This is a genomic window from Hydrogenophaga sp., assembly GCF_011772445.1.
GTDB lineage: Bacteria > Pseudomonadota > Gammaproteobacteria > Burkholderiales > Burkholderiaceae_C > Hydrogenophaga.
On sequence record NZ_WVZN01000006.1, the window covers coordinates 13,084 to 34,952 of the forward strand.

18 protein-coding genes are annotated in these 21,869 nt (G+C 64.7%); 8 read left to right on the forward strand and 10 right to left on the reverse strand.

Going from position 1 to position 21,869, the window contains the following annotated elements; genetic code table 11:
- Window positions 1-21: 21 nt before the first annotated feature.
- Genes GTO19_RS02800 through GTO19_RS02810 form a run of 3 tightly spaced genes read right to left on the reverse strand, consistent with a single transcriptional unit; the run spans window position 22 to window position 5,917 of the window.
- A complete protein-coding gene (locus tag GTO19_RS02800) occupies window positions 22-2,235 on the reverse strand; it encodes a DEAD/DEAH box helicase (protein WP_291018299.1) in 2,214 nt (737 codons plus the stop codon).
- Between the two features lie 5 nt (window positions 2,236-2,240).
- Complete coding sequence (locus tag GTO19_RS02805; protein WP_291018302.1) at window positions 2,241-3,545, reverse strand: ATP-binding protein; 1,305 nt, start codon at window positions 3,543-3,545, stop codon at window positions 2,241-2,243.
- Window positions 3,542-5,917, reverse strand: a complete 2,376-nt coding sequence (locus GTO19_RS02810) for a TerB N-terminal domain-containing protein (RefSeq protein WP_291018304.1) — start codon at window positions 5,915-5,917, stop codon at window positions 3,542-3,544. The genes GTO19_RS02805 and GTO19_RS02810 overlap by 4 nt, the downstream gene beginning before the upstream one ends.
- Window positions 5,918-6,621: 704 nt before the next feature.
- Here GTO19_RS02810 and GTO19_RS02815 point away from each other — a divergent pair.
- From GTO19_RS02815 to GTO19_RS02825, 3 genes are all read left to right on the forward strand, one after another.
- Window positions 6,622-7,197 carry a S24 family peptidase gene (locus GTO19_RS02815; RefSeq protein WP_291018307.1) on the forward strand — a complete coding sequence of 192 codons (576 nt, stop codon included), beginning with the start codon at window positions 6,622-6,624 and terminating at the stop codon, window positions 7,195-7,197.
- Between the two features lie 75 nt (window positions 7,198-7,272).
- Complete coding sequence (locus GTO19_RS02820) at window positions 7,273-8,250, forward strand: HAD domain-containing protein (RefSeq protein WP_291018310.1); 978 nt, start codon at window positions 7,273-7,275, stop codon at window positions 8,248-8,250.
- A 51-nt stretch (window positions 8,251-8,301) separates the two neighbouring features.
- Window positions 8,302-8,532, forward strand: a complete 231-nt coding sequence (locus GTO19_RS02825) for a hypothetical protein (protein ID WP_291018313.1) — start codon at window positions 8,302-8,304, stop codon at window positions 8,530-8,532.
- 268 nt (window positions 8,533-8,800) lie between these two features.
- Here the strand turns inward: GTO19_RS02825 and GTO19_RS02830 are convergent, their stop codons facing one another.
- From GTO19_RS02830 to glmS, 4 genes are all read right to left on the reverse strand, one after another.
- Window positions 8,801-9,673 (reverse strand): hypothetical protein, encoded by an 873-nt coding sequence (locus GTO19_RS02830; RefSeq protein WP_291018316.1) that lies wholly within the window; start codon window positions 9,671-9,673, stop codon window positions 8,801-8,803.
- Between the two features lie 298 nt (window positions 9,674-9,971).
- A complete protein-coding gene (locus GTO19_RS02835; protein ID WP_291018318.1) occupies window positions 9,972-11,306 on the reverse strand; it encodes a type II toxin-antitoxin system HipA family toxin in 1,335 nt (444 codons plus the stop codon).
- Window positions 11,303-11,620: a helix-turn-helix domain-containing protein gene (locus GTO19_RS02840; RefSeq protein WP_291018321.1), complete on the reverse strand. Its 318-nt coding sequence runs from the start codon at window positions 11,618-11,620 to the stop codon at window positions 11,303-11,305. Before GTO19_RS02840 ends, GTO19_RS02835 begins: the two co-directional genes overlap by 4 nt.
- A 1,152-nt stretch (window positions 11,621-12,772) precedes the next feature.
- Window positions 12,773-14,629 (reverse strand): glutamine--fructose-6-phosphate transaminase (isomerizing), encoded by a 1,857-nt coding sequence (gene glmS, locus GTO19_RS02845; RefSeq protein ID WP_291018323.1) that lies wholly within the window; start codon window positions 14,627-14,629, stop codon window positions 12,773-12,775.
- Between the two features lie 137 nt (window positions 14,630-14,766).
- Here glmS and GTO19_RS02850 point away from each other — a divergent pair, with 137 nt between their 5' ends.
- The gene (locus tag GTO19_RS02850) at window positions 14,767-15,258 is read left to right on the forward strand and encodes an Lrp/AsnC family transcriptional regulator (RefSeq protein ID WP_291018325.1); all 492 of its coding nucleotides are present in this window, start codon (window positions 14,767-14,769) and stop codon (window positions 15,256-15,258) included.
- A 151-nt stretch (window positions 15,259-15,409) separates the two neighbouring features.
- Entirely contained in the window at window positions 15,410-16,153 is a 744-nt protein-coding gene (locus tag GTO19_RS02855) for a DUF2726 domain-containing protein (protein WP_291018327.1), read from the forward strand.
- Window positions 16,154-16,165: 12 nt separating this feature from the next.
- Here GTO19_RS02855 and GTO19_RS02860 read toward each other — a convergent pair whose 3' ends face one another.
- The 3 genes from GTO19_RS02860 to glmU all read right to left on the reverse strand — a co-directional run bounded on the left by GTO19_RS02860 (window position 16,166) and on the right by glmU (window position 19,274).
- Window positions 16,166-17,509 carry a type II toxin-antitoxin system HipA family toxin gene (locus GTO19_RS02860; protein WP_291025845.1) on the reverse strand — a complete coding sequence of 448 codons (1,344 nt, stop codon included), beginning with the start codon at window positions 17,507-17,509 and terminating at the stop codon, window positions 16,166-16,168.
- Entirely contained in the window at window positions 17,509-17,763 is a 255-nt protein-coding gene (locus GTO19_RS02865; RefSeq protein WP_291018332.1) for a helix-turn-helix transcriptional regulator, read from the reverse strand. Before GTO19_RS02865 ends, GTO19_RS02860 begins: the two co-directional genes overlap by 1 nt.
- Before the next feature lie 110 nt (window positions 17,764-17,873).
- Complete coding sequence (gene glmU, locus GTO19_RS02870; protein ID WP_291018334.1) at window positions 17,874-19,274, reverse strand: bifunctional UDP-N-acetylglucosamine diphosphorylase/glucosamine-1-phosphate N-acetyltransferase GlmU; 1,401 nt, start codon at window positions 19,272-19,274, stop codon at window positions 17,874-17,876.
- On the opposite strand from glmU, the gene GTO19_RS02875 reads away from it, so the two are divergent.
- The 3 genes from GTO19_RS02875 (at window position 19,273) to GTO19_RS02885 (ending at window position 21,852) form a co-directional block, all read left to right on the forward strand.
- On the forward strand, window positions 19,273-20,181 hold the full coding sequence (locus tag GTO19_RS02875; RefSeq protein ID WP_291018336.1) for a DUF6279 family lipoprotein: 909 nt from the start codon (window positions 19,273-19,275) through the stop codon (window positions 20,179-20,181). The two genes, glmU and GTO19_RS02875, sit on opposite strands and share 2 nt — an antisense overlap.
- A 127-nt stretch (window positions 20,182-20,308) precedes the next feature.
- A complete protein-coding gene (locus tag GTO19_RS02880) occupies window positions 20,309-21,061 on the forward strand; it encodes a GntR family transcriptional regulator (RefSeq protein ID WP_291018338.1) in 753 nt (250 codons plus the stop codon).
- Window positions 21,058-21,852, forward strand: coding sequence for a transporter substrate-binding domain-containing protein (locus GTO19_RS02885; protein ID WP_291018340.1), 795 nt, complete (start codon window positions 21,058-21,060; stop codon window positions 21,850-21,852). The genes GTO19_RS02880 and GTO19_RS02885 overlap by 4 nt, the downstream gene beginning before the upstream one ends.
- Window positions 21,853-21,869: the final 17 nt, after the last annotated feature.

A 21,869-nucleotide genomic window follows, 5' to 3' on the forward strand; every position in this document is an offset into this window, starting at 1 on the left:
TGAGCAACATTAGCGGAGTGCTCACTCCGCGGTGCTGGCTCTAGCCCAAGCAAGGCCTTCGTCCAAGTCTAGGTTCAGGCTCGCGTACGCCTTGCGAAGCAGACCATCCGGCAGCGCCCAGTCCCATTTCTCCCGCTGAAGGTTGCTGACGTCTTGGAGCAGCATGTCCAGCGACGGGGGTTCGTCGACAGCCGCGTCGCTCAGCGCATCCAAGACATCCTGCGCGGAGCGGCCATCTAGGCGTACTTCAACTCCTGGGCCAGCCGGGCTGGCCACAAACCCCCGTCGAATCAGCAGTGCGGCAATCGCTTCATTGGCTGAGTCCCCCAGCCAGGTCAGAAGCATGAGTTCTCGCCCCTGATTCAGCACGAACTCCGTGGAAAGCGCTCGGTCAGCGTACTGCTGGCGACCCTCAGAGAGAAAGCGCTGAGCCACCTCATCGAGGAAAGGCAGCGACTCGTTGGACTCCAACAGCCGGCGCATCTCCTGCCTTACGCGCGTGTGAACCCGGCCAGCCCCGCCGTTGAACAGCGGGGGAACGCCGCCGCCAGCACGGACCACAAAAATCGTCTTCTGGGGCTCATCAACGCTCTCCACGAGCCAGGTCTTTCCGGCAAATAGGATGCGCTGCCCGGTGGTGAGCATCTGAGAGACCGGCAGCGTGCCCAACATGCGCCCCGCGCTGACGATGCGGAACTCCTCGTCCGCAGCGAACGCGGCATAGAAGGAGTAGTGGTTCACGAACTTCTCGCCCAGCCTGCCATGCAGAAGCAGTCCAGACGAGTCCTGGGTCAGCAGCTCCTTGGCACCTAGCTGCCGCACCAGCTGCGCGAATTCCTCCTTGGAGAGCCCCTGAAAGGGTGTGCCGGGTGCGCACAGGAGCGCGTAAAGCTGACCGATGGTCGCGCCTCCTCGCTGGGCAACCACCGAAAGGACCTGTTGCACCAGCGTTGACAAGTGGGCACCGTGAGCGCGCGGCGGCTCGAACCACTTCTGCAGGAGAAGCGACACCATGGCCGCCATCTGGACAGTGCCCAGGCGAAGCAGACTGTCCAGGGACGACCTGGGGTCCAAGGCGTCCTCGATGCAGTAGCCGCGCAAGATGGCGGGCTCACCCTTTCGGCGCCCAGAGCGCCCAAGCCGTTGGCGCAAGCTGGCCACCTGCGGAGGCGGTCCAATTTGCACGACGCTTTTGACTGCGCCGATGTCGATGCCGAGCTCCAGCGTGTTGGTGCAAATGGCCGACGCCGGCTGCTCCTTCTGCTTTAGCGCCGCTTCGGTCTCGGTGCGAATCTCCTTGGACAGGCTGCCGTGGTGCGGCCAGAACTCGTTGGGCACCTGCTCCTTCAGGCACATCTCGTTGAGCAGGTGCGTGTAGCGCTCTACCTCGCGCCGAGAGTTCGGGAACACGAGATTGTTTGAGCCGCGCAGCACCTTGAACAGGTGGGCTGCGATGAGGCCAGGTGTTGTGGGCTCAGAGTCTTCGCTCTCTACCTCGTCATCACCTTCTCTCAGGACCACCGAGGGCTCCTCATAGCCCTTCACCAGGACCTTGAGCTCGGCAACTGAAGCCTTGGACTCAACTATCTGAACCCACTCCCCCGCACTGGGCCGCAGAAAGTCGGCCGCGAGGCGCATGTCCCCAAGTGTGGCTGACAGCCCGACGCGTGGCACCGTGCGCTCTATGGCTACCTGGACTCTGTGCATGAGCGACTGCAGCTGCTTGCCTCTCTCGCTGCCGATGAACGCGTGCAGCTCATCGACGACAAAGAATGCCGCCTCGCCGAAGACGGCGCTCAAAGCGGTACCGCGGTTGCAGAGTAGCGCTTCCAGCGACTCTGGCGTGATGAGCAGGACGCCCTGGCGCTTGGTCAAGAACCGCGTCTTGCTGGAAGACGAGATGTCTCCGTGCCACGGCCAAACCGGAACCTCGAGCTGCTCACAGAGGCGGTCCAATCGCCCGAACTGGTCGTTGATGAGCGCCTTCAAGGGGCTGATGTAGACGATGAGCCCAGGCTTCTCCCGCTGCAACAGGTGGGTCAGTGCCGGTAGGAAGGCGGCCTCGGTCTTGCCTGCGGCGGTGGCCGCAGCCACGATGACGTCCTTGTCGCCGGGCACGATGAGGGGAATGACAGCCTCTTGCGCGTCTCGCAGGGACTCCCAGCCCTCGGCCCAGATGAAGCGCTGGATGCGCTCATCGAGGAGGTGGAATGCAGATGACTGGGTCTCAGCCATCTACATCACATCTTGAACGAGGCGAACTCATCGTCTCCTTCGGCCTCGACGACCTGGTCCCCGGTGGCGCCGTTGTCAGGAAGCACCTCCAGCCCCCCGAGCAGCTCCTGCCAGGTAGTCCCGGCGTTTTGCTCCAGCACAGCCAACAGGTTGATGAAGGCCGTGATGGTCGTCCTGGGTGTACGGAAGTAGGTGTCACCGATGCGTTTGGAGCAGTGCTCCATGAAACTGTAGATGCCTTGGTCGGGCAGCAGGTACTTGACCGGGTCGCCACTGGCGTTCACATGGCGAATCTTCTGCAGGAGCACGTAGAAGTCCTCTGGGGTCAGGCTGGACAAGCGAACGACTGGCCCGCTGAAGTCGACCAGTCCCCCGGAGGCGAAGGTGTTCTGTGCCAGGCGGCTTTGCAGAGCGGGGTAGCTGTAGAGCCCCCTTCGCGTGTCCAGCAGGAACTCGGGCGTGCCACCCAGCACGAAGCCAAGGCCCACAGCGGTGCCCTGGAGGGAGTCGTTGAGGATGCGCAGAATCTGCTCGTAGTTCGCGTTGCGTGCCTGGGTGTTGGCCAGCTTGTAGAGGTTCACCAACTCATCCAGGCTCACCAGCAGCCCGGAGAACCCGGCCAGCCGGACAAAGCGCGCCATCAGCTTCAGCTGGTCGTAGACAGCGGCATCGTCAACGATGGTCCGCACACCGAGCGCCTGCTTCGCGTCGGTCTTGGTCGAGAACTCACCACGCAGCCAGCGGACCGCATCCGACTTGAGCTGCTCATTGCCTTCTTCGAAGCCACGGCAGTACGCGGCGATGACGTCGGCAAAGTCGTAGCCGTTCACCAATTCGGTCAGGTGGTCGAGCTTCTGACGCAAGACGGCCTCGGTGGTCTGACCAGATGCCTTGGCTTCGGTCTTCGCCGTTGCGATGAACTTCTCGACGATGCCGCTCACGGCGCCGCCCTCCGGCTTGGTGCGGGTCGAGAGGTTACGCATCAGCTCGGCGTAGAGCGAGCGCGCCTGGCCGCCACTGGCGTGCAGGCGCCGGTCCGGGTTCAGGTCCGCGCTGGCCACGACCAGCTTCTTCTCCATGCCCACCGCGCGCACCAGGTTCAGGAAGAAGGTCTTGCCGGCGCCGTACTCGCCCACGACCACCCGAAAGGCCGAGCCACCGTCCGCAATGCGCTCGATGTCGGTGAGCAGGGTCTCGATTTCCCGTGTTCGACCGACCTGCACCAGGTGCTGGCCCGTGCGAGGCACCACCCCGGCGCGCAGCGACTGAATGACCGCGTCGCGGTCCCTGGGGCGAATCGTTGTCGTCATGCTTCCACCTTGTCCAGAATCTCAGTGTTCACCGTCACAGGGTCTTCGCCCTCGAACAGCGCCATGTCATGCGCCTCAAACGCCGCCTCGTTGATGTGCTCCAGAGCGCCGTCCAGCATGAGGTCAAGGTCGGCGGCCACGTCCAGCAGCTCGGCACGGCTCCACTCGGGGCGCGAGAGCATCATCCGGGCAAGTGAGGTGTGGGCTTCGTCCAGGCCCAGCAGACCCGCAGAGGCTTCGCTTGGCTCGGCCTCGGTTTCCGCCTCGACGGGCTCGGCCACTGCCACAGCAGGTTCGTCGGTGTCGGTGAAGATGTTCGCGAGGAGCGCAGAGACCTTCTCGGTGTCCTTCTGGAGCGCGGCGATACGGGCCGGGTCGAGCTTGAAGCCGGACTCCTCGACCTTGGCGACGGCCGCCGCGGTCGGCTTCGTGCCCGCAGCGACAGCGTGGACGTCGGAGAACACCTTCTTTGAGTCGACGCCCAGGGCCTTGTAGACCTTCTCGAGCATCTTTACTTCTCCAGGAGACACCTCACCGTCTGACTGGGCAACCGTTGCCATGAACGCAGCAATGGTCTCCCTGACGTTGAGTTCGAGGGGTTCGAACTTCTTCTTCAATGCAGTCAGGGACGCTGGCGCCTGCATCAGCAAGCGCAGGTGCGCCAGCAGTCGTCGCTTCTGGCCTGGGGTGAGGTGCGTCCAGGAGAGCACAGTCTCTCGAAGGTGGCCCATCTCCTTGATGCCGAACTCCCCGTCGGAGGTCGCAACCGCCGATGCGAGTTGTAGCGTCAGCGCCGCCGCTAGGTACGGCCCGTTCGTGCGTGACAGCTGCTCGGACGGCGGCAACGCGAAGAGAACCACCTTTTCCTCGGGCTTGGGCGTCTTCGCCCCGGCCAGGACGTCCGGCTCGAAGCCCACGTTGGCAGACTCCAGCGTGCGAGCCAGCGAGAGCGTCTTGTCCTTGGTGAACGCCGTCGTAGCACCCAGGGCGTTCAGCAGGTCCTGGAACGGCATTGCGACCATGCCTTCACCCATCCGGGCTTTGAGCTGCTGCAATGCCTTCTGCGCCTGTTCTGGCCACAACGTGGGCGGTAGCTGCAGCAGCCCTTCGAGCGAGTTCTTTCCGGTGACACTCTTGCCAACGAAGCGGCTGTAGGACTCGAGCTCCTTCGAAGTGGCATCGACCAGGTCCTGCAGCTTCTTCACCGGTCCCGTGAGTACCGACACGTCGGGCACCTCCCCGAAGGTGAGCCTTAGGTCGTTGTAACCACGGAAGCCCGCTGATGCCGGGCGATATACCAGCTTGAGCTTGGTGCGATTACGTGGCAATACCATGCCCGCGCCGAACTGCTGCTCGTACTTCTGCACGAACAGGGCATCGAACTGTTCGGGACACCGAATCGCGGGGGTGCGCAGCACGACACCTGGCTCAAGACGCGCCCAGGCAAGCGCAAGTCCTGCTGGAACCGGCACACCGTCCACGGCTGCAATACCTAGTGCATGACGGACGTACAGCGGTAGCTCGAGGGAGCGGGGAAAGCTCGGAACCGCCTTCTCGTACAAGCGCTCAGGGTGCTCGACGGTAGAGACCCAGTTGAGCAGTTCAACGGCGTAGCGCCGGAACGAACCTGACTTTTGCCCGTAGATGTCAAGTAGGCGTCGCAGTTCTTCCGCGATGACCGGCCATTCGGCCCGAGCCGCAGCATCTGAAGAGGCATCAAGAATGGCGCGTCGCTCCAGCCCGTAGAAGAACAGGAACACATAGCCGATGTCGGCGGAGGGGTCCTGTCGGCCGCCCGCGAGCCACTTCAGGTAAGCGCCGCGCGCGCTGCTCGAGATGGCGCCGTAGCTGGGCCAGTAGCCCATTTGCCGCTCGGTATAGTCACCGCTCTTGGACACACTCAGTGAGGGGTCGATGAGGCACGGGTCGTTGTCGCCAGAAGGCGTCTTCAGGCGTGTGCCCACGTAAATCAGGCCGCCCGGTATGGAGAAGCCTGCAACATTCACCGGCTGGCCAGCACCAAGCCACGTCGCGTTGCCGAACCCCTTCGGGGCTGCAGGAAGGCGGTACTCGCTGGTGTCAGTGCTTGGCGATGCAGCAGCTGTGCTGGTGACCGATACCGGCTCGTCCATGTCAGAAGACTTCAGCGCGCGGGCACGGGGTCGTGGCGTGGCTTTCGATTGAGGCATTGGCTGCGTCTCGGGTGGCTCGCTACTGGGCTTTGCCTTGAAGTAGCGGTAGGCAAAGAAGGCAAGGACCACCCCACCGACAAAGAGCCACACCTCGACGGGTACCGACGCCACCAGTGCCACCAGGCCAACCAAGACCACCCCGAGGACGCTTACCGAGTCCCCCTTGCGCTTGCGTGCCATCCGCAACACCCCCGGGCCTGCTGGCCAAATTGGAAGAACCTGGCCAAGCCGGCGAACCGTTCGGCCTCCCTTACAAAACCATACAGCACTTCGGTCGAATCTCTAGCACTTGCCTCCTGACCTGGCGCAAGGTGACGAGGTCAGTGCGCAGTTCATCACCAAGCGAGTTGGCCAAGCCGCCATCGACAGAGGCAATCCTGACAGTAGCCAAGGGCCCAAACGGGCACGAGCGGTGGTGCCTTTTCAAGTTTTGTCATCGGTTTTGATAATTTTCATTTCTGATGACAAGACGTGAAAAAACCAGCTGCTAGCGGTTGTCAGCAGGCGCTCCCGCGCGTCGAAGCCCCGTGAAAGCTCACTCTTCCGACACCGCGATTTCTAGCCCCGTGGCGCGCGTAAGCCTTTGAAATTCTTGGATTCACCTATCGAAATGCGTTTTTTGCTTTTTGTAGGTGAATTGCTCGCAGCCACCGGCTATGTCCGCGAGGTCATAGTGAGTTGCGACTCGCCGTGCTCCGGGTGTGGCCAGCCTTCGAGCGCTTCGTCCCGGGACCCCGCCGATACTCAGACACCACCAGTGCTGCATAGATGCACTAGTTGTTAAAACTAAATACCTCACATGAAGAGGGGTATTTGGCGGTGCTTGCGCGCCAATACTGGACGCCCATACAGTTCTTTCATCGAATGAACATTCGGAGAGCGAAATGCAGGACGAGCAGTACTTGGCGAGGCTTCGGACCCACTGGAAGCTGGAGGCCGCCTTCCCACCCATGGCCAAGCTCACCGAAATCGTGGGCCTGGCCTCTACGTCGAGCGTCCACGCCCTGGCCGAGCGCTTGTGCGAGGCAGGCTACCTCACCAAGGTCGACTGCCGAATCGCACCGACCAAGCGCTTCTTCGCGCGCCCCGTGTTTGGCTTCGTTCGCGCCGGCCTGGCCCAGCCCGCCTCGCAGGAGGAGCCTGAGCTCATCACGGTCGACGACTACGTCATCGACGAGCCCAACCGCACCACCATGCACAGGGTGAAGGGCGACTCCATGCGGGATGCCGGCATCGTCGAAGGCGACGTCCTGGCGGTGGAGCACAACACGCCGACCAAGCCGGGTGACATCGTGCTCGCCTGTGTCGACAACGAGCTCACGGTCAAGACCTTGCGGATGGACGCGCAGGGCCGCTGGTATCTGGAACCCGCCATCCCCGCATACGAGTGCATCCGCCCGCGTTCCGCCCTCGAAGTCCTGGGCGTGGTTGTCGGGCCGGTCAGGCGATTGCGCCACTGACGCCCCGGCGCCCAACGCGACCCTCATCAACCCTTTCGCTTTTCGCGGCACAGAAGGCGCCGCGCGGGCGGAGCCATGTCTGAAAGGCCCATCGTGCGAATCATTTTTCTGGACATAGACGGGGTGCTGCACCCAGTAGCGGAGAGCGCTGACCCGGCGGGCTGGATGCGGTGGCTCCCCACACTCGAGGCACTCTTGGTCAACGCGCCCGATGTGAGCATCGTCGTGCATTCGACCTGGCGGTACGCGTACACCGATGCCGAGCTGCATGCACTGCTGGGCCCGCTCTCCGGTCGCATTCTTGGCAGCGCGCCAAGGATGCCTCGGGAAATCGCCATCGAGACAGTCCTGCAAGCCAACAAAGGCGCGGTCACAGCGCACCTCGTCCTTGACGACGACAGTCGTGAATTCACCTCGGGCCGCCTCAACGTGCTGCTGTGCGACCCGCAGCTGGGGATTTCCGCACCGAAAACCCAAGCCGCCATTACGGCCTGGTTGAGCAGCACCGACACTGGCCTCAGGCTACATCCTGGGTCTCGCCTGCCGAAGGGTGGCGGCGAACTCGCTCTCTATCTCGACTTCGACGGCGTGCTCCACCACGAGAACGTCTTATGGCACCCGCGGCGCGGAGCCTACGCCGGTCCGCCGCACTTCACCCTGTTCGAGCACGCCGCGCTGCTGGACGAACTGCTGTCGCCGTACCCCGAAGTCTTCATCGTGCTGAGCACAAGCTGGGTCCGTACGTATGGCTGCGATGGTGCTGCTAAGCGTTTGCCGGCAGGGCTGCGGGACCGGGTGCTGGGTGCGACTTTTCACAGCGAGATGAACGAACAGGCGTTCGTGGCAAAGCCCCGAGGGACGCAGGTGCTAGAGGACGTGGCGCGCCGGCGGCCACGCGGCTGGCTGGCCCTTGATGACACGGACGAAGGGTGGCCCCCTGAAGTACGCGACCAAGTGCTGCTCACCGACGAGCGCCTGGGCATCGCCGCGCCCGGCATGCCCGAGCGGATTGCCGCCGCCCTAAAACGCCTCGTCGCTTCTAAAGCGCCGTGACTTTAGGTGCCGACACCGCGTTCCTAAACCGAAACCTCCGAAATGATGCCCATGCAAGAGAAGCCCACCCTGACCATTGTGGCCACCGTGATTGGTCAGCACATAGACCCTGACTTCCTGTTGGCCGAGGACGCCCGAGAGCACCAGTTCGCCGTGCGCCGCAAAGTGTTTGAAGGCGAGTGGAGTGCGCTGAATCCCGGGGACCTGGTCGAACTCGTTATCACACGCGAGTCGCTCGCACGGGTGCTACATGCGCGGCGTCTGCCTGGGTCAACCAGCTGAGCAGGTAGGGCACGAGATGCTGACACCCAAATGGGAGTGCGCCGACGGAACAGCCGTGCGCCTGGGAGCCATGAGCACCTCACACATCGTGAATGCACGGGACTACCTGCTGACTGGAACTGGGCCCTACGGCCCGATGCTCAGGCCGGGCTGCTCCGGTTTCTCGAACGCCGAGTGGATTCGATTGTTCGAGGTAGAGCTGCTTCGGCGCTCCCGGATGCCCTACACGCGGTTGGTCCTGTCGCAGGCTGTAGTCAGCAGCCTCTGACTACTCTCCAGCCTTTGCAAATATCAATTCAACGTTGTCGCCTTCGACAACTATTGTGTCTTGACGATTATCGAATCCTGCTTCGCTGTAGGCACCTTTGAACATGCTCTGCGCGGTGTTGAAACGAATATTCTCATTCAACATGTAGGCGTAGTTCGTCAAGCCCAAGCCGTACAGGCCATCCTCGCCCTTGGGATAGTTTCGAAACTTGACAGTGTTGTACCCAGGGTCTAGCAGTTTGACAAACGCCTTCTCTGCATCTGCAACGACCCGGGCCTGCTCTGAACCTCGAAAGAGGTTGATGTCTGGGTCCTCCGCGCTGATGGTCTGAATCCCCAACTGGTCGATATCAAATAGGAAGAGAATGATTTCGTCGGACGGATGAGCACCGGTCTTTCTCGCCTGCTCCTCAGATAGCACCTTCAAACGGCCATGGTGCGCGTCCTTGATGAGTCTTTGGTAACTGTCCTGCTTCGTTGCAATGCCGACATATAGAAGGTCGTAGGAACATACAAGGTCGTGCCTCTTGAAGCCTTCAAGGTACGTCCTACCGCGTGCTGCCTCCCAATACACCGAGTCGGGTGTGAGCCAAACCTTCACATGTGTGCCCTTCTTGGTCCCCCCCATCAACACTGCTTCGCGCGTCAGCTGCAGCTCAGGGTTCTTCGAGATTTCCTTGAATTTGCTCACGTGAATGACACCTGAATCGACGACTTCGTCGCCCACCTCCACATCAACGTGGATTAAGGCCTTGTCCCCGTCCACACGGTAGTTGACAAAGCTTGCCTCAGCTCGGGCACCAATCATGTAGAACTTGCTGGCTCTGAGGTGTTTAGCGATGTGCTGATTTGCCTTGTCGACCAACAGCTTCACGTTGCGGTTCGTAAACGGCGGAAAAACGGTTTCAAGAAAGTTGAACTGCGATATGCGACCCACGCACGCCTCCCTGATGCGACTGACAGTTTGAGCTCTGTGTTAGCGCCTCGCGCAAGCCCTCCGACTCCCACCCATCATGGGCCTAGTGTAGTTACGCGGACCACCGCCCCTACACGTTTTCACGGGGTGTCGAAACTGGCTTCCACTACCAACCTCGCGAGCTAACCCTGCCAACGGCTGCAAGCTAACGCCGCCGACGGACTCTCAGGCCGCCCAGACGCTGGGCCCCTTGGCCTCAGACTAGGAAGCAGTCCTTCAGCTCTGCCCGGTCTTCCCCTGAGAGTCCCAGCAGCTGCGCCTTGTTTTGCCAGGTGCCGATGACCTGACTTAGCCGGGCCAGGTCCTCTTGCGCCTGCTTCGGCGTGACGCGATAGAGCTCCGCCGTGGCCACAACTGTGTCCAGGTCGGGCTCCGTGCTGGCATCGTCCAGCGCTAGCACGTGACCGTCTTTCTTGGTCGACGGGTTCATGTCGTAGGCGGGCGCCAGGCGCCAACCGGTGGCCTCGCGCATGAAGCCGTGGTTGCGCAGGTGGTCATCCCGGTTCGAGACGGCCACGTTGAACAACACCCGCCGAAACAGCTCGCGCAGGTCCGCTTCGATGCGGCCCTCGACGCCTTGCTTGGACGCGATGAACTCCGCCAAGTCCAGGTACGACGCTTCTTCGCTGTCGCTGCGGCCCAGCACCGCCATCGCGGAGGTGAAGAACCGTCGCCGGCCAGCGTGGCGGTCGAAGCGTCGGGTGACGAAGGTGTGAAAGCCGTGCCCGATTCGCTCCAGGCGTGCCGGGGCAACGTTGAGCCCGTACTCTGCGGCCAGCTGGTGCACCAACATCTCGCGCAGGGCCCAATCGTGTTCATCGTCGGCACCGGGGAACTTGGCAATCCACAGCTGCCCGAGGCCGTCTTGCAGATTCGCCTTGGGTCGTGCGCCGCCCAGGGACGCGCCGGGCGCCACCAGCACTTTCAGCCACTGCTGCAGCAAGTCGAGGTCGTCGACCTTCTTGCGCGTGAGCTCCAGCGCCACCTCTTGTAGCTCGCCGATGTGGGTCAGCGCTGGCGCTGCGAGCGCCTGATTGGCCAGGGCCTGGCCTTCGAGCAATTCCGGCGCAAGGCCTTGCTTGAGCTGCTTGTCGCTTTGCAGTGCGGAGAAACGCAGGGCGCCCATGCGGGTCACGTCCTGCACGCCCAAGAAGAAGTCCCACGGGCGCATCTCGCGGCGGGTGCGCGCTTGCTGCTTGGCCTCGACCAGTTCTCGGCGCTTCATCAGCGTCTGGCCCCAGCGGTCGGGGCAGCTGTCCATGAAGATGCCGAAGTTCGAGTCCTTCGGATAGAAGTTGCCACTGGCCAGCGACAGCTCCGGGTCGAGCGCGAAAGCAGCCCCGTTCTTCAGCCACAGGGGCGAATACTCGAAGCGGACCGATTCCAGGCCCGAGCGGTGCAGCCGGCCCAGGTGAGTGAGCGGGCCGAACGTCGGGTCATCGAGCCAGACTTCGAGGCCCTCAGGGGTTGCGGGGGCGGCCTCGGGCGCATGCCTCGCGCGAGCGCCGGACTTCTTGACGGCGGGGCTCATGGCGTTTCGCCTTCGGAAGGAGGGGCCGACGGGCTGTCGAGTTTCTTGCGCTTGGGCGCGCGCCGAGGCACGTTCAGCTCAGCGTCTTGCAGCCGACGGCCCACCGGGTCGTGCGCCGCTACCTGGTCCAGGTCATGTTCCAGCCCGAGCACAGCCAGCACGCGCAAGTAGGTGCCCAGCGTCACGGCGGGGTCGCCTTGCTCGACCTTGTTGAGCGTGGGCCGGGACACTGAGGCGCGCTCGGCCACCTGCGTGACCGTGAACCGCCTACGCAGGCGAGCTTCGCGCAGGCGCTGCCCCAGCGCGACCGTCATTCGCGACTGCGAGGGGTAAAGGGTAGGCGCCTTGGCGGGCATAACAGTAACCATTATAGCAATAGCCGTCCGTATTGTCAATAATGATTTCTGTTATAGGGGCAAACAGTGTCAGTGTCCTGTGCAATTTAAGAGATACCATTATTCGCAATATGCCTCAAGAATGTCAAATACGCTTTCTCTTGAAAGGAGAAGCCCAATAGGCGCGCGACCACGCTCTGCGGCCCCACGCGTCGGGTCAGTTCTGCGCATCTGTGACAGAGAGGTCAGCCCGGATGGTCGCCGGCCTGGTGCAGCGCGTCGGCTGCGAAGCGGGCTCATCTCAAAAAGCTCCTTTTTGAAATCAAAAACGTGCGCGCTTGAAACGACGTTGTACTTTTTGGCTTGCAGACTGATATCTGGTTGCGTCGCAGGCCCGTAAGCGACGTCGAGGGTGCAGCTACGTTATTGATTTACCTGCTGCGGCGTTGGCGAGGGGAGCCGGTCCCAACACGGGGGCCAACCCCTTCACTGATGGGTGAACCGAGTTCAACGCAAGGGGACTTCAAACCGGTGGAACCTCGCGATGCGCCACACCGGGCTGCTGCCGATTGAGTTGACACCGCCCTAAGCCTCCGTCATCAGTCCCGATGGGAGCAACTGGGAACGCCTAAAGTAGCTCGGGGCTCGCTGCTTCACGCTTTCTCATGGGAAATGAGAATCCTCAATGGCGATGAGAAAGCTTGAAACAGCACCCCCCCCCCCGCGGTCACCGTCAACGAACACCTAGCCCCCTCGTGTTGGAACACGAGGCACGGCAATTTTCAGGCGTACTTCCCACGCGTTCTGCCGGGTCATCGCTCCGAGACTAGTGCAGGCCGTTACTGGAAAAGCGTTCGTTCGCGAGCCGTCGTCTTGGAGGGCGACCTGCCCACCCGGGTGGCACGTCAGCTCTGACGCTCCTACTGATGCCAAGGTCGCGAAGCTCTGTTACGGTTTTGTTACGAAGATTTGAAGGACTCGGACGGGGGTAGCCAGCTCCGTTCTACAAGGATGCGGGCGCCGAAGAACTCGGCTCTTACAGAGGGACAACGCCCCTCCATTTCGCGAACGGTAGGGTGCAGATTTCAGTTTCTGTTTCCGGACCGCACGCGTGAGCGGCGACCCGGGCCCTCACTCCACCGTCACGCTCTTCGCCAGGTTCCTCGGCTTGTCGACGTCCGTGCCCTTGGCCAGCGCCGTGTGGTACGCCAGCAATTGCAGCGGCACCACGTGCAGGATGGGCGAGAGCGCACCGTAGTGCTCGGGCATGCGGATGACGTGGATGCCCTCGCTGCTGGCGATGCGCGTGTCGGCGTCGGCGAGCACGTAGAGCACGCCGCCGCGGGCTCGCACCTCCTGCATGTTGCTTTTGAGCTTTTCCAGCAGGGTGTCGTTGGGCGCCACGGTCACCACCGGCATGGCGGCCGTCACCAGGGCCAGCGGGCCGTGCTTGAGTTCGCCCGCCGGGTAGGCCTCGGCGTGGATGTAGCTGATTTCCTTCAGCTTCAGCGCGCCCTCCAGAGCGATCGGGTAGTGCAATCCGCGTCCGAGGAACAGCGCGTTGTCCATGCGCGCGAAGTCCTCGGCCCAGCTGATGACCTGCGGCTCCAGCGCGAGCACAGCCTGCAGGGCCACGGGCAGGTGACGCATGCGCTTGAGGTGCTCACCCTCTTCTTCTTCGCTCAGGTGCCCGCGCACCTGGGCCAGCGCCAGCGTCAGCAGGAACAGGCCCGCGAGCTGGGTGGTGAAGGCCTTGGTGGAGGCCACGCCGATCTCGACGCCCGCGCGCGTGATGTAGGCCAGCTTGCACTCGCGCACCATGGCGCTGGTGGAGACGTTGCAGATGGTCAGCGTTTCCTGCATGCCCAGGCTTTGCGCGTGGCGCAGCGCGGCCAGGGTGTCGGCGGTCTCGCCGCTCTGGCTGATCGTCACCACCAGCGTGCGCGGATCGGGCACGCTGGTGCGGTAGCGGTACTCGCTGGCCACCTCCACCTGCGTGGGAATCTTCGCGATGGATTCCAGCCAGTACTTGGCCGTGCAACCGCTGTAGTAACTGGTGCCGCAGGCCAGGATGAGCACGCGGTCCACGTTCTTGAACACGCGGTGCGCGCCGTCGCCGAAGAGCTCCGGCGTGACGCCGGCCACGCCTTCGAGCGTGTCGGCGATGGCGCGCGGCTGCTCGAAGATCTCCTTCTGCATGTAGTGGCGGTAGGGGCCCAGTTCGGCTGCGCCGCTGTGCGCGTGCACGGTGCGCACAGGGCGCTGCGCGGCGTCGAGCGAACGGCCGCCGGCGTCGGTGATCCAGTAGCGGCCCATCTGCAGGTCCACCAGGTCACCCTCTTCCAGGTACACGATCTGGTCGGTCACGCCCGCCAGCGCCATGGCGTCGCTGGCCAGGAAGTGCTCGCCGCCCTCTGCGCCCACGCCCAGCACCAGTGGCGAGCCCGCGCGCGCGCCCACCACGCGGTGCGGTTCGTCCTTGTGGAAGACCGCCAACGCATAGGCGCCATGCAGTTGCGCCACGGCGGCGGTGAGGGCCGCGAAGACATCGCCCTCGTAGAGCGAATCGATGAGGTGGGCGATGACTTCGGTGTCGGTCTGGCTCTCGAACACGTAGCCCTTGGCCTGCAAGGCGGCGCGCAACTCGTCGTGGTTTTCGATGATGCCGTTGTGCACAAGCGCCACGCGCCCGGCCGAACCGCTCTGCGCCCCCGGTCCGTGGCTGAAGTGCGGGTGTGCGTTGTGCACCGCTGGCGCACCGTGCGTGGCCCAGCGCGTGTGCGCGATGCCGGTGCCGCTGGCGATGTGTTCGGCCTGCACCTGCTGGCCCAGTTCGGCCACGCGGGCCGTGCTGCGCGCGCGCTTGAGGCCGTCGCTGTGCACGGCCACGCCGCAGGAGTCATAGCCGCGGTACTCCAGCCGCTGCAGGCCCTGAACCAGCACGGGCACGATGTCGCGCCCCGAAACCCCCGCCACGATGCCGCACATGTGATTGCTCCTGAAATGTGAAAGTGGGCGAATGCTAGTGAAGCCAGGATGAAATGAATGGTCAAAATTCAACGAAATCTGATCTTTTTAATCATGTTTCTTGCGATTTGACTGAATATTTCACGTAAGATCGATTCATGGAATCTTTCGAACTGGATGCCATCGATCTGCGCCTGCTCGATCTGCTGCAAGAGGACGCCTCGCTCAGCAACCAGGCCCTGGCCGAGCGCGCCCACCTCTCGCCGCCCACCTGCCTGCGCCGCGTCAAGCGCCTGCGCGAGCGCGGATTCATCGCGCGCGAGGTGGCGCTCCTGGACGCCGACCGCTTGGCGCCGCTGCTGGGCCACGGCCTCACCGCGGTGGTCGAGATCGGCCTGGAGCGCCAGGGCGCCGACGCGCTGGACGCCTTCGAGGCGCGCGCCGTGGCCGAGCCGCGCGTGCAGCAGTGCTACCGCGTGAGTCCCGGGCCCGATTTCGTGCTGATCGTGCGCTGCACCGACATGCCCGACTACCTCGCGCTCACCCAGCGCCTCTTCACCGGCGACGCGAACGTGCGAAACGTCAAGGGCTTCTTCAGCACCCGTTGCGCCAAGTTCCATCCCAGCCTGCCGCTCAGTCGATCGCAGTGACCGAATGGCTTAAATAGCCCCTTCGCAGAATTGCAAAACGCACACTTCTGCAAACGTTGGGGAGACGCGGTATTGACGGGCCCCCGAGCCTGTTACAACCTCATACAATCGCCCGCTTGCTCAAAAAAGCGGCAGCTCTCCAGGAGGTTTCATGGACATGATGGTGATCGGATCGGTGATCGCCGCGGTGGTGCTGGTGCTGTGTGTCTGGCTCTACCTGCGGTTCATGCGATCGCAAGACGACGGGCGGGACGACCGCTTCGCGCCCGAGCGCATCCTCTCGACCGAGCAGGTGGCCATGCTCGACTACCTGCAGGACACCTTTCCTGGCCAGGTGGTGCTGCCCAACATCAACCTCGCCCAGATGCTGTCGGTGCGCCGGGCCGCGAGCAAGAAGGCCGCCAAGGACCGCCTGCGCGAGCACCGCGTGGATTTCGTGGTCTGCGCCCCTGACGGCCGCCCCATCTTCGCCTTCGACATCGAGCAGTACCACCTGAGCAACGCCGAGGCCAAGGCCCAGCGCGTGAAGGTGAAGAACCGCATTCTCAAGACCGCCGGCGTGCGCTTCGTGTTCCTGAAGAACGGCATCCACCGCATGCCCTCGCCGGCCGAATTCCGCGAGCAGCTCAACCTGGTGGAACTGCCCAAGCCCAAGGCCCCGGCGGCCAAGCCCGCCGACGACCGCGACAGCGTCATGCAGCAACTCGAAACGCAGATGTCGGGTTTCGACCACCAGTACGCGCGCTCGGGCTACCGCGACTCCGAGGTGCTGGGCCTGAGCGGCCTGATGGACCTGGAAGACGAGCTCAAGCCGCGCGAGCAGAAGCGCCGCAACGGCAGCAGCCCCGACAGCCGCTACGACGGCAGTTCCTTCGACGTGCGGGGCGGGCGCTGAGCCCTCGCTGCTTCAATCGGGCGGCTGCTGACGCAAGGCGTCGGCGCTGACACGCAAACCCTCGAAGATGCAGGCCACCACGGGCGGCGACAGGTCCGGCGGCAGGTCCGTTTGCGTTTCATCGATGGCCCCCGGCACCCGGTCGAGGACTTCCTCGATGACAGGCTCCATGTCCTTGCCAAACCCAAGCTGGCGCGCCGTGCTGTTGAAGTGCCGACGCAGGATGTGGTCCATCCCGTCATGTTTGCTCTTGCCCTGCAGGGCCATGGCCAGCTTCACGTCCCGCCGGTGCCATTGGTTGGCGCCGTCTCCCATCACCGGCCAGGCCGAGAGCACGTCGTACAGCGGCGTGAGCCGGTAACGGCCCCGGGGCAGCAGAAAGAGGCTGAAGTTCTTGGCATGCTGATCGGGCGCGCGCAACATCCAGAACAGCAGTTGGGCCTTCAGCAGGGTGCGCAAGTCTTCCCGCGCATCGATCGAACCGTGCAGCGTGCGTGCGATGTCGACCAGTCCGGGGCCCCCCTCGCTTTCGTACTTCTCCAGCGACGAGCGCCCTTCGACCTGGCAAAAGTCCTCTTGTGGCAGACGCAGCAGTTGACGGCCATCGGCACTCGCGCGCCGATCGAAGCGCTCCACAGCGAGCACGCGTTGGGATTCGAAGGTTTCGATGCGGGCCACCGCGGCCGGCAGGCCAAAGGCGCGCAGCAGGCGAAGGCAGAGCCACTCGTTGTCGACGGATCGCGTGAAGTCGACCTTTCTCGACCCGACGTGGCCCAGGGACGGCTTGAGGATGTGGGTCGTCGGCGTGGATCCCCGAGGCAGCATCCATCGGCCCTCCCAACGCAGCAAGGCCGTCTTGTCCTGCGTGCCGGCCAGCGAGATGCGCAGCTCAGGCTCCAGGTCCTGATGCCGCGCCACCGGTGAAGAAGACACGGCGGCCAACAGCAGCGCCTCGATCCCCTGATCGGACATCGGCACGCCCCGGACGCTGCCGGTGTCTTGCGGCACCTCGTCCTCGCCCAGCAACTGGACCGCACCCACGCAGTCGCGACCGATGGCCTTGAGCAGATCGAAGGTATCCACACCCCCCGTCCTGAAACGGGTCGCCAGACGCTTGCGGATGTCCTCGCTGTCCGGAAGGAGGTTGTCGAAGTAGTTGCGCACGGTCCTGCCGGTGTGCGGCTGATCGCCCCGCAGGAACGGCAGAGACAAGGACAGGGGACGTCCTGAAGGGGATTGGACCCAGTCGGGGTCGTATCTGAGGGCATGCAGGCCTCGGCCGTCGACCGACCACGTGCCCACGCGCAGGCCGTTGGCCCAGATGGAAAGGGACTGGGTGTGCGAACGACGGCCCATCACCACACCGATCCGTCGCCGCTCGCCGCGCCGGGTTTCTCCCCCACCAGCAACTCCAGGCCCACGATCGAGCACCAGGCCATGAGTTGCAACGCGCTCAGGCTGGAGGGGTCGAGTTCGAGCGTGGAAACGCGGCTTTGGCTGAGGTTCAGTCGTTCCGCCACCTGGGCCTGCGTCAGGCCCTTGAGCTTGCGCGCGGACCTGAGCAACTGCCCGAGTTGGGGGGCCGTGGACAAGGGCTGGGAAAGCGACATGGGCAGATACCTGTCATGCAGATACCCCCAGTTTATCAGCCTGATGGATATTCAAGGTTTATCTTTCACAGAAATAAAGTTGGTTTATCCCTGTGAGAGATATGGCGCACTCAAGGCGCCTTCTTCACCTTCTGCGGCCGCTGCCAGCCCGCGATGCTGGCCTGGCGTCCCCGTGCCACGGCCAGGGCGCCAGGCTCGGTGCTCTTGGTGATGGTGGAGCCTGCGCCCACGGTGCCGCCCGCGCCGATGGTGACCGGCGCCACCAGCACGCAGTTGCTGCCCACGTGCACGTCGGCCTCGATCACGGTGCGGTGCTTGTTGGCGCCATCGTAGTTGGCGGTGATGCTGCCGGCGCCGTAGTTGACGCGCTCGCCCACGGTGGCGTCGCCCAGGTAGGCCAGGTGATTGGCCTTGGCGCCCGCGCCCATCGTGCTGTTCTTCACCTCGACGAAGTTGCCGATGTGCACCTCGGCGCCCAGGTCGGCGCCGGGGCGAAGGCGCGCGAAGGGGCCCACCAGCGCACCGGCGCCCACGCGCACGCCGGCCGCTTCACCGTCGACGTGGGTGAAGGGGTGGATCACCGCGCCGGCTTCGATGCGTGCGTTGGCGATGACGCAGTTCGCGCCGATGCGCACGCCATCGCCGAGCTCGACGCGGCCCTCGAAGACACAGTTGACGTCGATCTCGACATCCTGACCGCAGACCAGTTCGCCGCGCACGTCGAAGCGCGCCGGGTCGGCCAGGCGCACGCCGTCCACCATGAATTGGTTCGCCAGCCGCAGTTGGTAGGCGCGCTCGAGTTCGGCCAGTTGCTGCGGGCTGTTGACGCCGGCCACCTGCACGGCGTCGCCGATGCGGTGGGCCCTGACGGCGCAGCCATCGGCCACGGCGAACTTCACCACGTCGGTCAGGTAGTACTCGGCCTGGGCGTTGCGGTTGTCCAGGCGCGCGAGCCAGCCACGCAGCAGGCGCGTGGGAACGGCCATGATGCCGCTGTAGATCTCGGTGATGCCGCGCTGCGCCTCACTCGCGTCCTTGTGCTCGACGATGGCGCGCACGGCGCCACCGTCGTCTCGCACCACGCGGCCATAGCCCGTGGGGTCGGGCAGGTCCAGCGTGAGCAGGGCCAGGTGCTCGCCCGCGCTCAGGTCGATGAGCGCCTGCAGGGTGTCGGGGCGCGTGAGCGGCACGTCGCCCGAGAGCACCAGGGTTAGGCCGTTGTCGGCCAGCACGGGCACCGCCTGCTGCACGGCGTGACCGGTGCCCAGTTGCGGCTCCTGGCGCACGAAGCGCAGCGCCGTGGTGGCGGGTGCCTTCAGCCCGACTTCCACCTGCGCCGCGCCGTGCCCCGTGATGACCACCACCGAGCGGGCCGATAACCCCGCGGCGCAATCGATCACGTGCTGCGCCAGCGCGCGGCCGCCCAGACGGTGCAACACTTTGGGCCGCTGGCTCTTCATGCGGGTGCCCTTGCCCGCGGCCATCACCACCACATCCACCGGTAACGACATGAACACCTCTTTCGCGTACACCGAGCGCGGCCAGGGGGGCGGCGCCGGAACGCGGCGGATTATCGCCCGCGCCTTGCTGGTGCTCGCCCTGGCGGCGCTGCTGGCCGCCTGCACCGCCGCGCGCTTCGCCTACAACCAGGCGCCCCAGTTCAGCTACTGGTGGCTGGACAGCCACTTCGACTTCGACGACGCGCAGTCCGAGCAGGTGCGTGGCGACATCGACGCCTTCTTCGCCTGGCACCGGCGCGAGGAGCTGCCCGCCGTGGCGGACCTGTTGCGCCAATGGCAGGGCATGGCGACGCGCGACCTCACGGCCGACGAGGCCTGTGCGCAGTTCGAGGTGGTGCGGGCGCGCCTGAATGCCGCGGGCGAGCGCCTGATCGATCCCTTCGCGCGCCTGGCGCCCGGGCTGAGCCCCGCGCAACTGGAGCAGCTGCAGCGCCGCCAGGCGCGCAGCAACGAGGAGTTCGAGCGCGACTTCCTGCGCGGCACGCCCGAACAGCGCCTGCAGCGGCGGCTCGACACCGCGGTGTCGCGCAGCGAGCGCTTCTACGGCACGCTCAGCGCGCCGCAGCGTGAGCTGCTGCGGCGCTGGCTGAGCGAATCGCCCTGGGAGCCGCAGCGCACGCAGGCCGAGCGCCAGCGCCGCCAGGCCGACCTGCTGCAGACCCTGCGCCGCGTCCAGGCCGAGCCCGCGCAGGCCCGGGTCGCCCTGCGCGCCCATCTGGAGCGGCTGCAGCGCTCGCCCACGCCGGGTTACCAGGCGCAGAGCGAGGCCAGTGTGCGCCACGGCTGCGCGCAGTTCGCCGCCTTGCACAACAGCACCACGCCCGCGCAGCGCCAATATGCCGTGCGCGAGCTGCAGGGCTACCAGCGCGACATGGAAACACTCAGCGCGCAGCGCTGAGCCTCGGGCCATCACCTTCTGGTGCGCGCCGCGCACCGCCATGACACGCGCGTGCACATCGTCGGTGCACCAGCCTTGCATACAAGACTGATATGGCCATGGCACGGATCTGGCATGTGCACCGGCCATGGTCAGCCCAACCGACATCGCCCAACGCATCGTCGCCGCCATCCTGGCGCAGCGCCTGGCACCCGGCACGCGCCTGGGCGAACAGAACCTGTCGATGCTGTTCGACTGCAGCCGCACCCTGGTGCGCGAGGCCCTGGTGCGCCTGGCCGCGCGCGGCATCGTCACCGTGAGTTCGCGCCGCGGCTGGTACGTGGTGCAACCCTCGCATGCCGAGGCGCGCGAGGCCTTCGAGGCGCGCCGCGTGATCGAGACCGGCCTGATCCGCAGCAACGGGCGCGTGGACAAGGCCGCGCTCAAGCGCCTGCGCCAGCACATTCGCCAGGAGCAGGCCGCCCTGCAGGGCGATGACGTGGGCCAGCGCAGCTACCTGCTGGGCGATTTCCACGTGTGCCTGGCCGAGTGCCTGGGCAACCAGTTGCTGGCAGAGACCCTGCGCGACTTCACCGCGCGCACCACCCTCATCGCCATGCTCTACCAGAGCACGCACGACGCCGTGCAGTCCTGTGCCGACCACGTGCAGATCGTCGAGGCCCTGGAACGCGGCGACGTGGCCGCCGCCGAGCGTCTGATGGAAACGCACATCGGCCAGGTGCAGGCCGCGCTGCGCCTGGGCGCGCCGGCCGACCCGCTGGCCGATCTGCGCGAAGCGCTGGCCCCCGTCGGCGAATCCGCACCGCCCGCCACCGGCACGCGCAAGCCCCGCAAACCCCCCTCACCCGACCGCGAAACCTACCTAGGAGCCTTGTTATGAATTTCACGAAACGCCGCCTCGTCCTCCTCTCCGCGGCCCTGGCCGCCACCGTCGCCGCCGGCCACGCGCAGGCACAGGCGGCACTCGACGGCGTGATGAAGGCCAAGCTGATCAAGATTGCCGTGCCCACCGACTTCCCGCCCTACGGCTTCGTCGGCATCGACCTGAAACCGCAGGGCCTGGACGTGGACACCGCCAACCTGATCGCCAGCAAGCTCGGCGTGAAGGTGGAGCTGGTGCCGGTGACCAGCGCCAACCGCATTCCCTACCTGCAGACCAAGAAGGCCGACCTGGTGATCTCCACCCTGGGCAAGAACCCGGAGCGCGAGAAGGTGATCGACTTCACCGTCGCCTACTCGCCCTTCTTCCAGGCCGTATACGGGCCCAAGGGCGCGGCGCTGGCCGACTTCAACGGCCTGGGCGGCAAGAGCATCGCCGTCACGCGCGGCGCCATCGAAGACCAGGAACTGAGCAAGGTGGCACCGGCCAACACCGACATCAAGCGCTTCGAGGACAACAACGCCACGGTCTCGGCCTTTGTGTCGGGGCAGACGCAGTTCATCGCCACCGGTGTGTCCGTGGCCGACAACATGATCAAGCGCAACCCGGCCCTGGGCGCCGAGTACAAGCTGCTGCTGAAAGACAGCCCCAACTTCATCGGCGTGGCCAAGGGCGAGGACGCGCTGCGCACCAAGGTGAACGAGATCGTGCTCGCGGCCAAGAAGGCGGGCGAGCTCGACGCGCTGGCGAAGAAGTGGCTGGGCCGCCCCGCCGGCACGCTGCCCGAGTGAGCGCCTGACACCACCAC

Excerpts from the sequence above, each read along its gene's own strand:
- GTO19_RS02825 (WP_291018313.1), top strand. The coding sequence starts at position 8,302 with ATGCAAGAGAAGCCCACCCTGACCATTGTGGCCACCGTGATTGGTCAG.
- GTO19_RS02865 (WP_291018332.1), bottom strand. The coding sequence starts at position 17,763 with ATGTCGCTTTCCCAGCCCTTGTCCACGGCCCCCCAACTCGGGCAGTTG.
- glmS (WP_291018323.1), bottom strand. The coding sequence starts at position 14,629 with ATGTGCGGCATCGTGGCGGGGGTTTCGGGGCGCGACATCGTGCCCGTG.
- GTO19_RS02800 (WP_291018299.1), bottom strand. The coding sequence starts at position 2,235 with ATGGCTGAGACCCAGTCATCTGCATTCCACCTCCTCGATGAGCGCATC.
- GTO19_RS02855 (WP_291018327.1), top strand. The coding sequence starts at position 15,410 with ATGGACATGATGGTGATCGGATCGGTGATCGCCGCGGTGGTGCTGGTG.
- GTO19_RS02805 (WP_291018302.1), bottom strand. The coding sequence starts at position 3,545 with ATGACGACAACGATTCGCCCCAGGGACCGCGACGCGGTCATTCAGTCG.
- GTO19_RS02810 (WP_291018304.1), bottom strand. The coding sequence starts at position 5,917 with ATGGCACGCAAGCGCAAGGGGGACTCGGTAAGCGTCCTCGGGGTGGTC.
- GTO19_RS02815 (WP_291018307.1), top strand. The coding sequence starts at position 6,622 with ATGCAGGACGAGCAGTACTTGGCGAGGCTTCGGACCCACTGGAAGCTG.
- GTO19_RS02860 (WP_291025845.1), bottom strand. The coding sequence starts at position 17,509 with ATGGGCCGTCGTTCGCACACCCAGTCCCTTTCCATCTGGGCCAACGGC.
- GTO19_RS02875 (WP_291018336.1), top strand. The coding sequence starts at position 19,273 with ATGAACACCTCTTTCGCGTACACCGAGCGCGGCCAGGGGGGCGGCGCC.
- glmU (WP_291018334.1), bottom strand. The coding sequence starts at position 19,274 with ATGTCGTTACCGGTGGATGTGGTGGTGATGGCCGCGGGCAAGGGCACC.
- GTO19_RS02850 (WP_291018325.1), top strand. The coding sequence starts at position 14,767 with ATGGAATCTTTCGAACTGGATGCCATCGATCTGCGCCTGCTCGATCTG.
- GTO19_RS02820 (WP_291018310.1), top strand. The coding sequence starts at position 7,273 with ATGTCTGAAAGGCCCATCGTGCGAATCATTTTTCTGGACATAGACGGG.
- GTO19_RS02840 (WP_291018321.1), bottom strand. The coding sequence starts at position 11,620 with ATGACGGTCGCGCTGGGGCAGCGCCTGCGCGAAGCTCGCCTGCGTAGG.
- GTO19_RS02885 (WP_291018340.1), top strand. The coding sequence starts at position 21,058 with ATGAATTTCACGAAACGCCGCCTCGTCCTCCTCTCCGCGGCCCTGGCC.
- GTO19_RS02835 (WP_291018318.1), bottom strand. The coding sequence starts at position 11,306 with ATGAGCCCCGCCGTCAAGAAGTCCGGCGCTCGCGCGAGGCATGCGCCC.
- GTO19_RS02880 (WP_291018338.1), top strand. The coding sequence starts at position 20,309 with ATGGTCAGCCCAACCGACATCGCCCAACGCATCGTCGCCGCCATCCTG.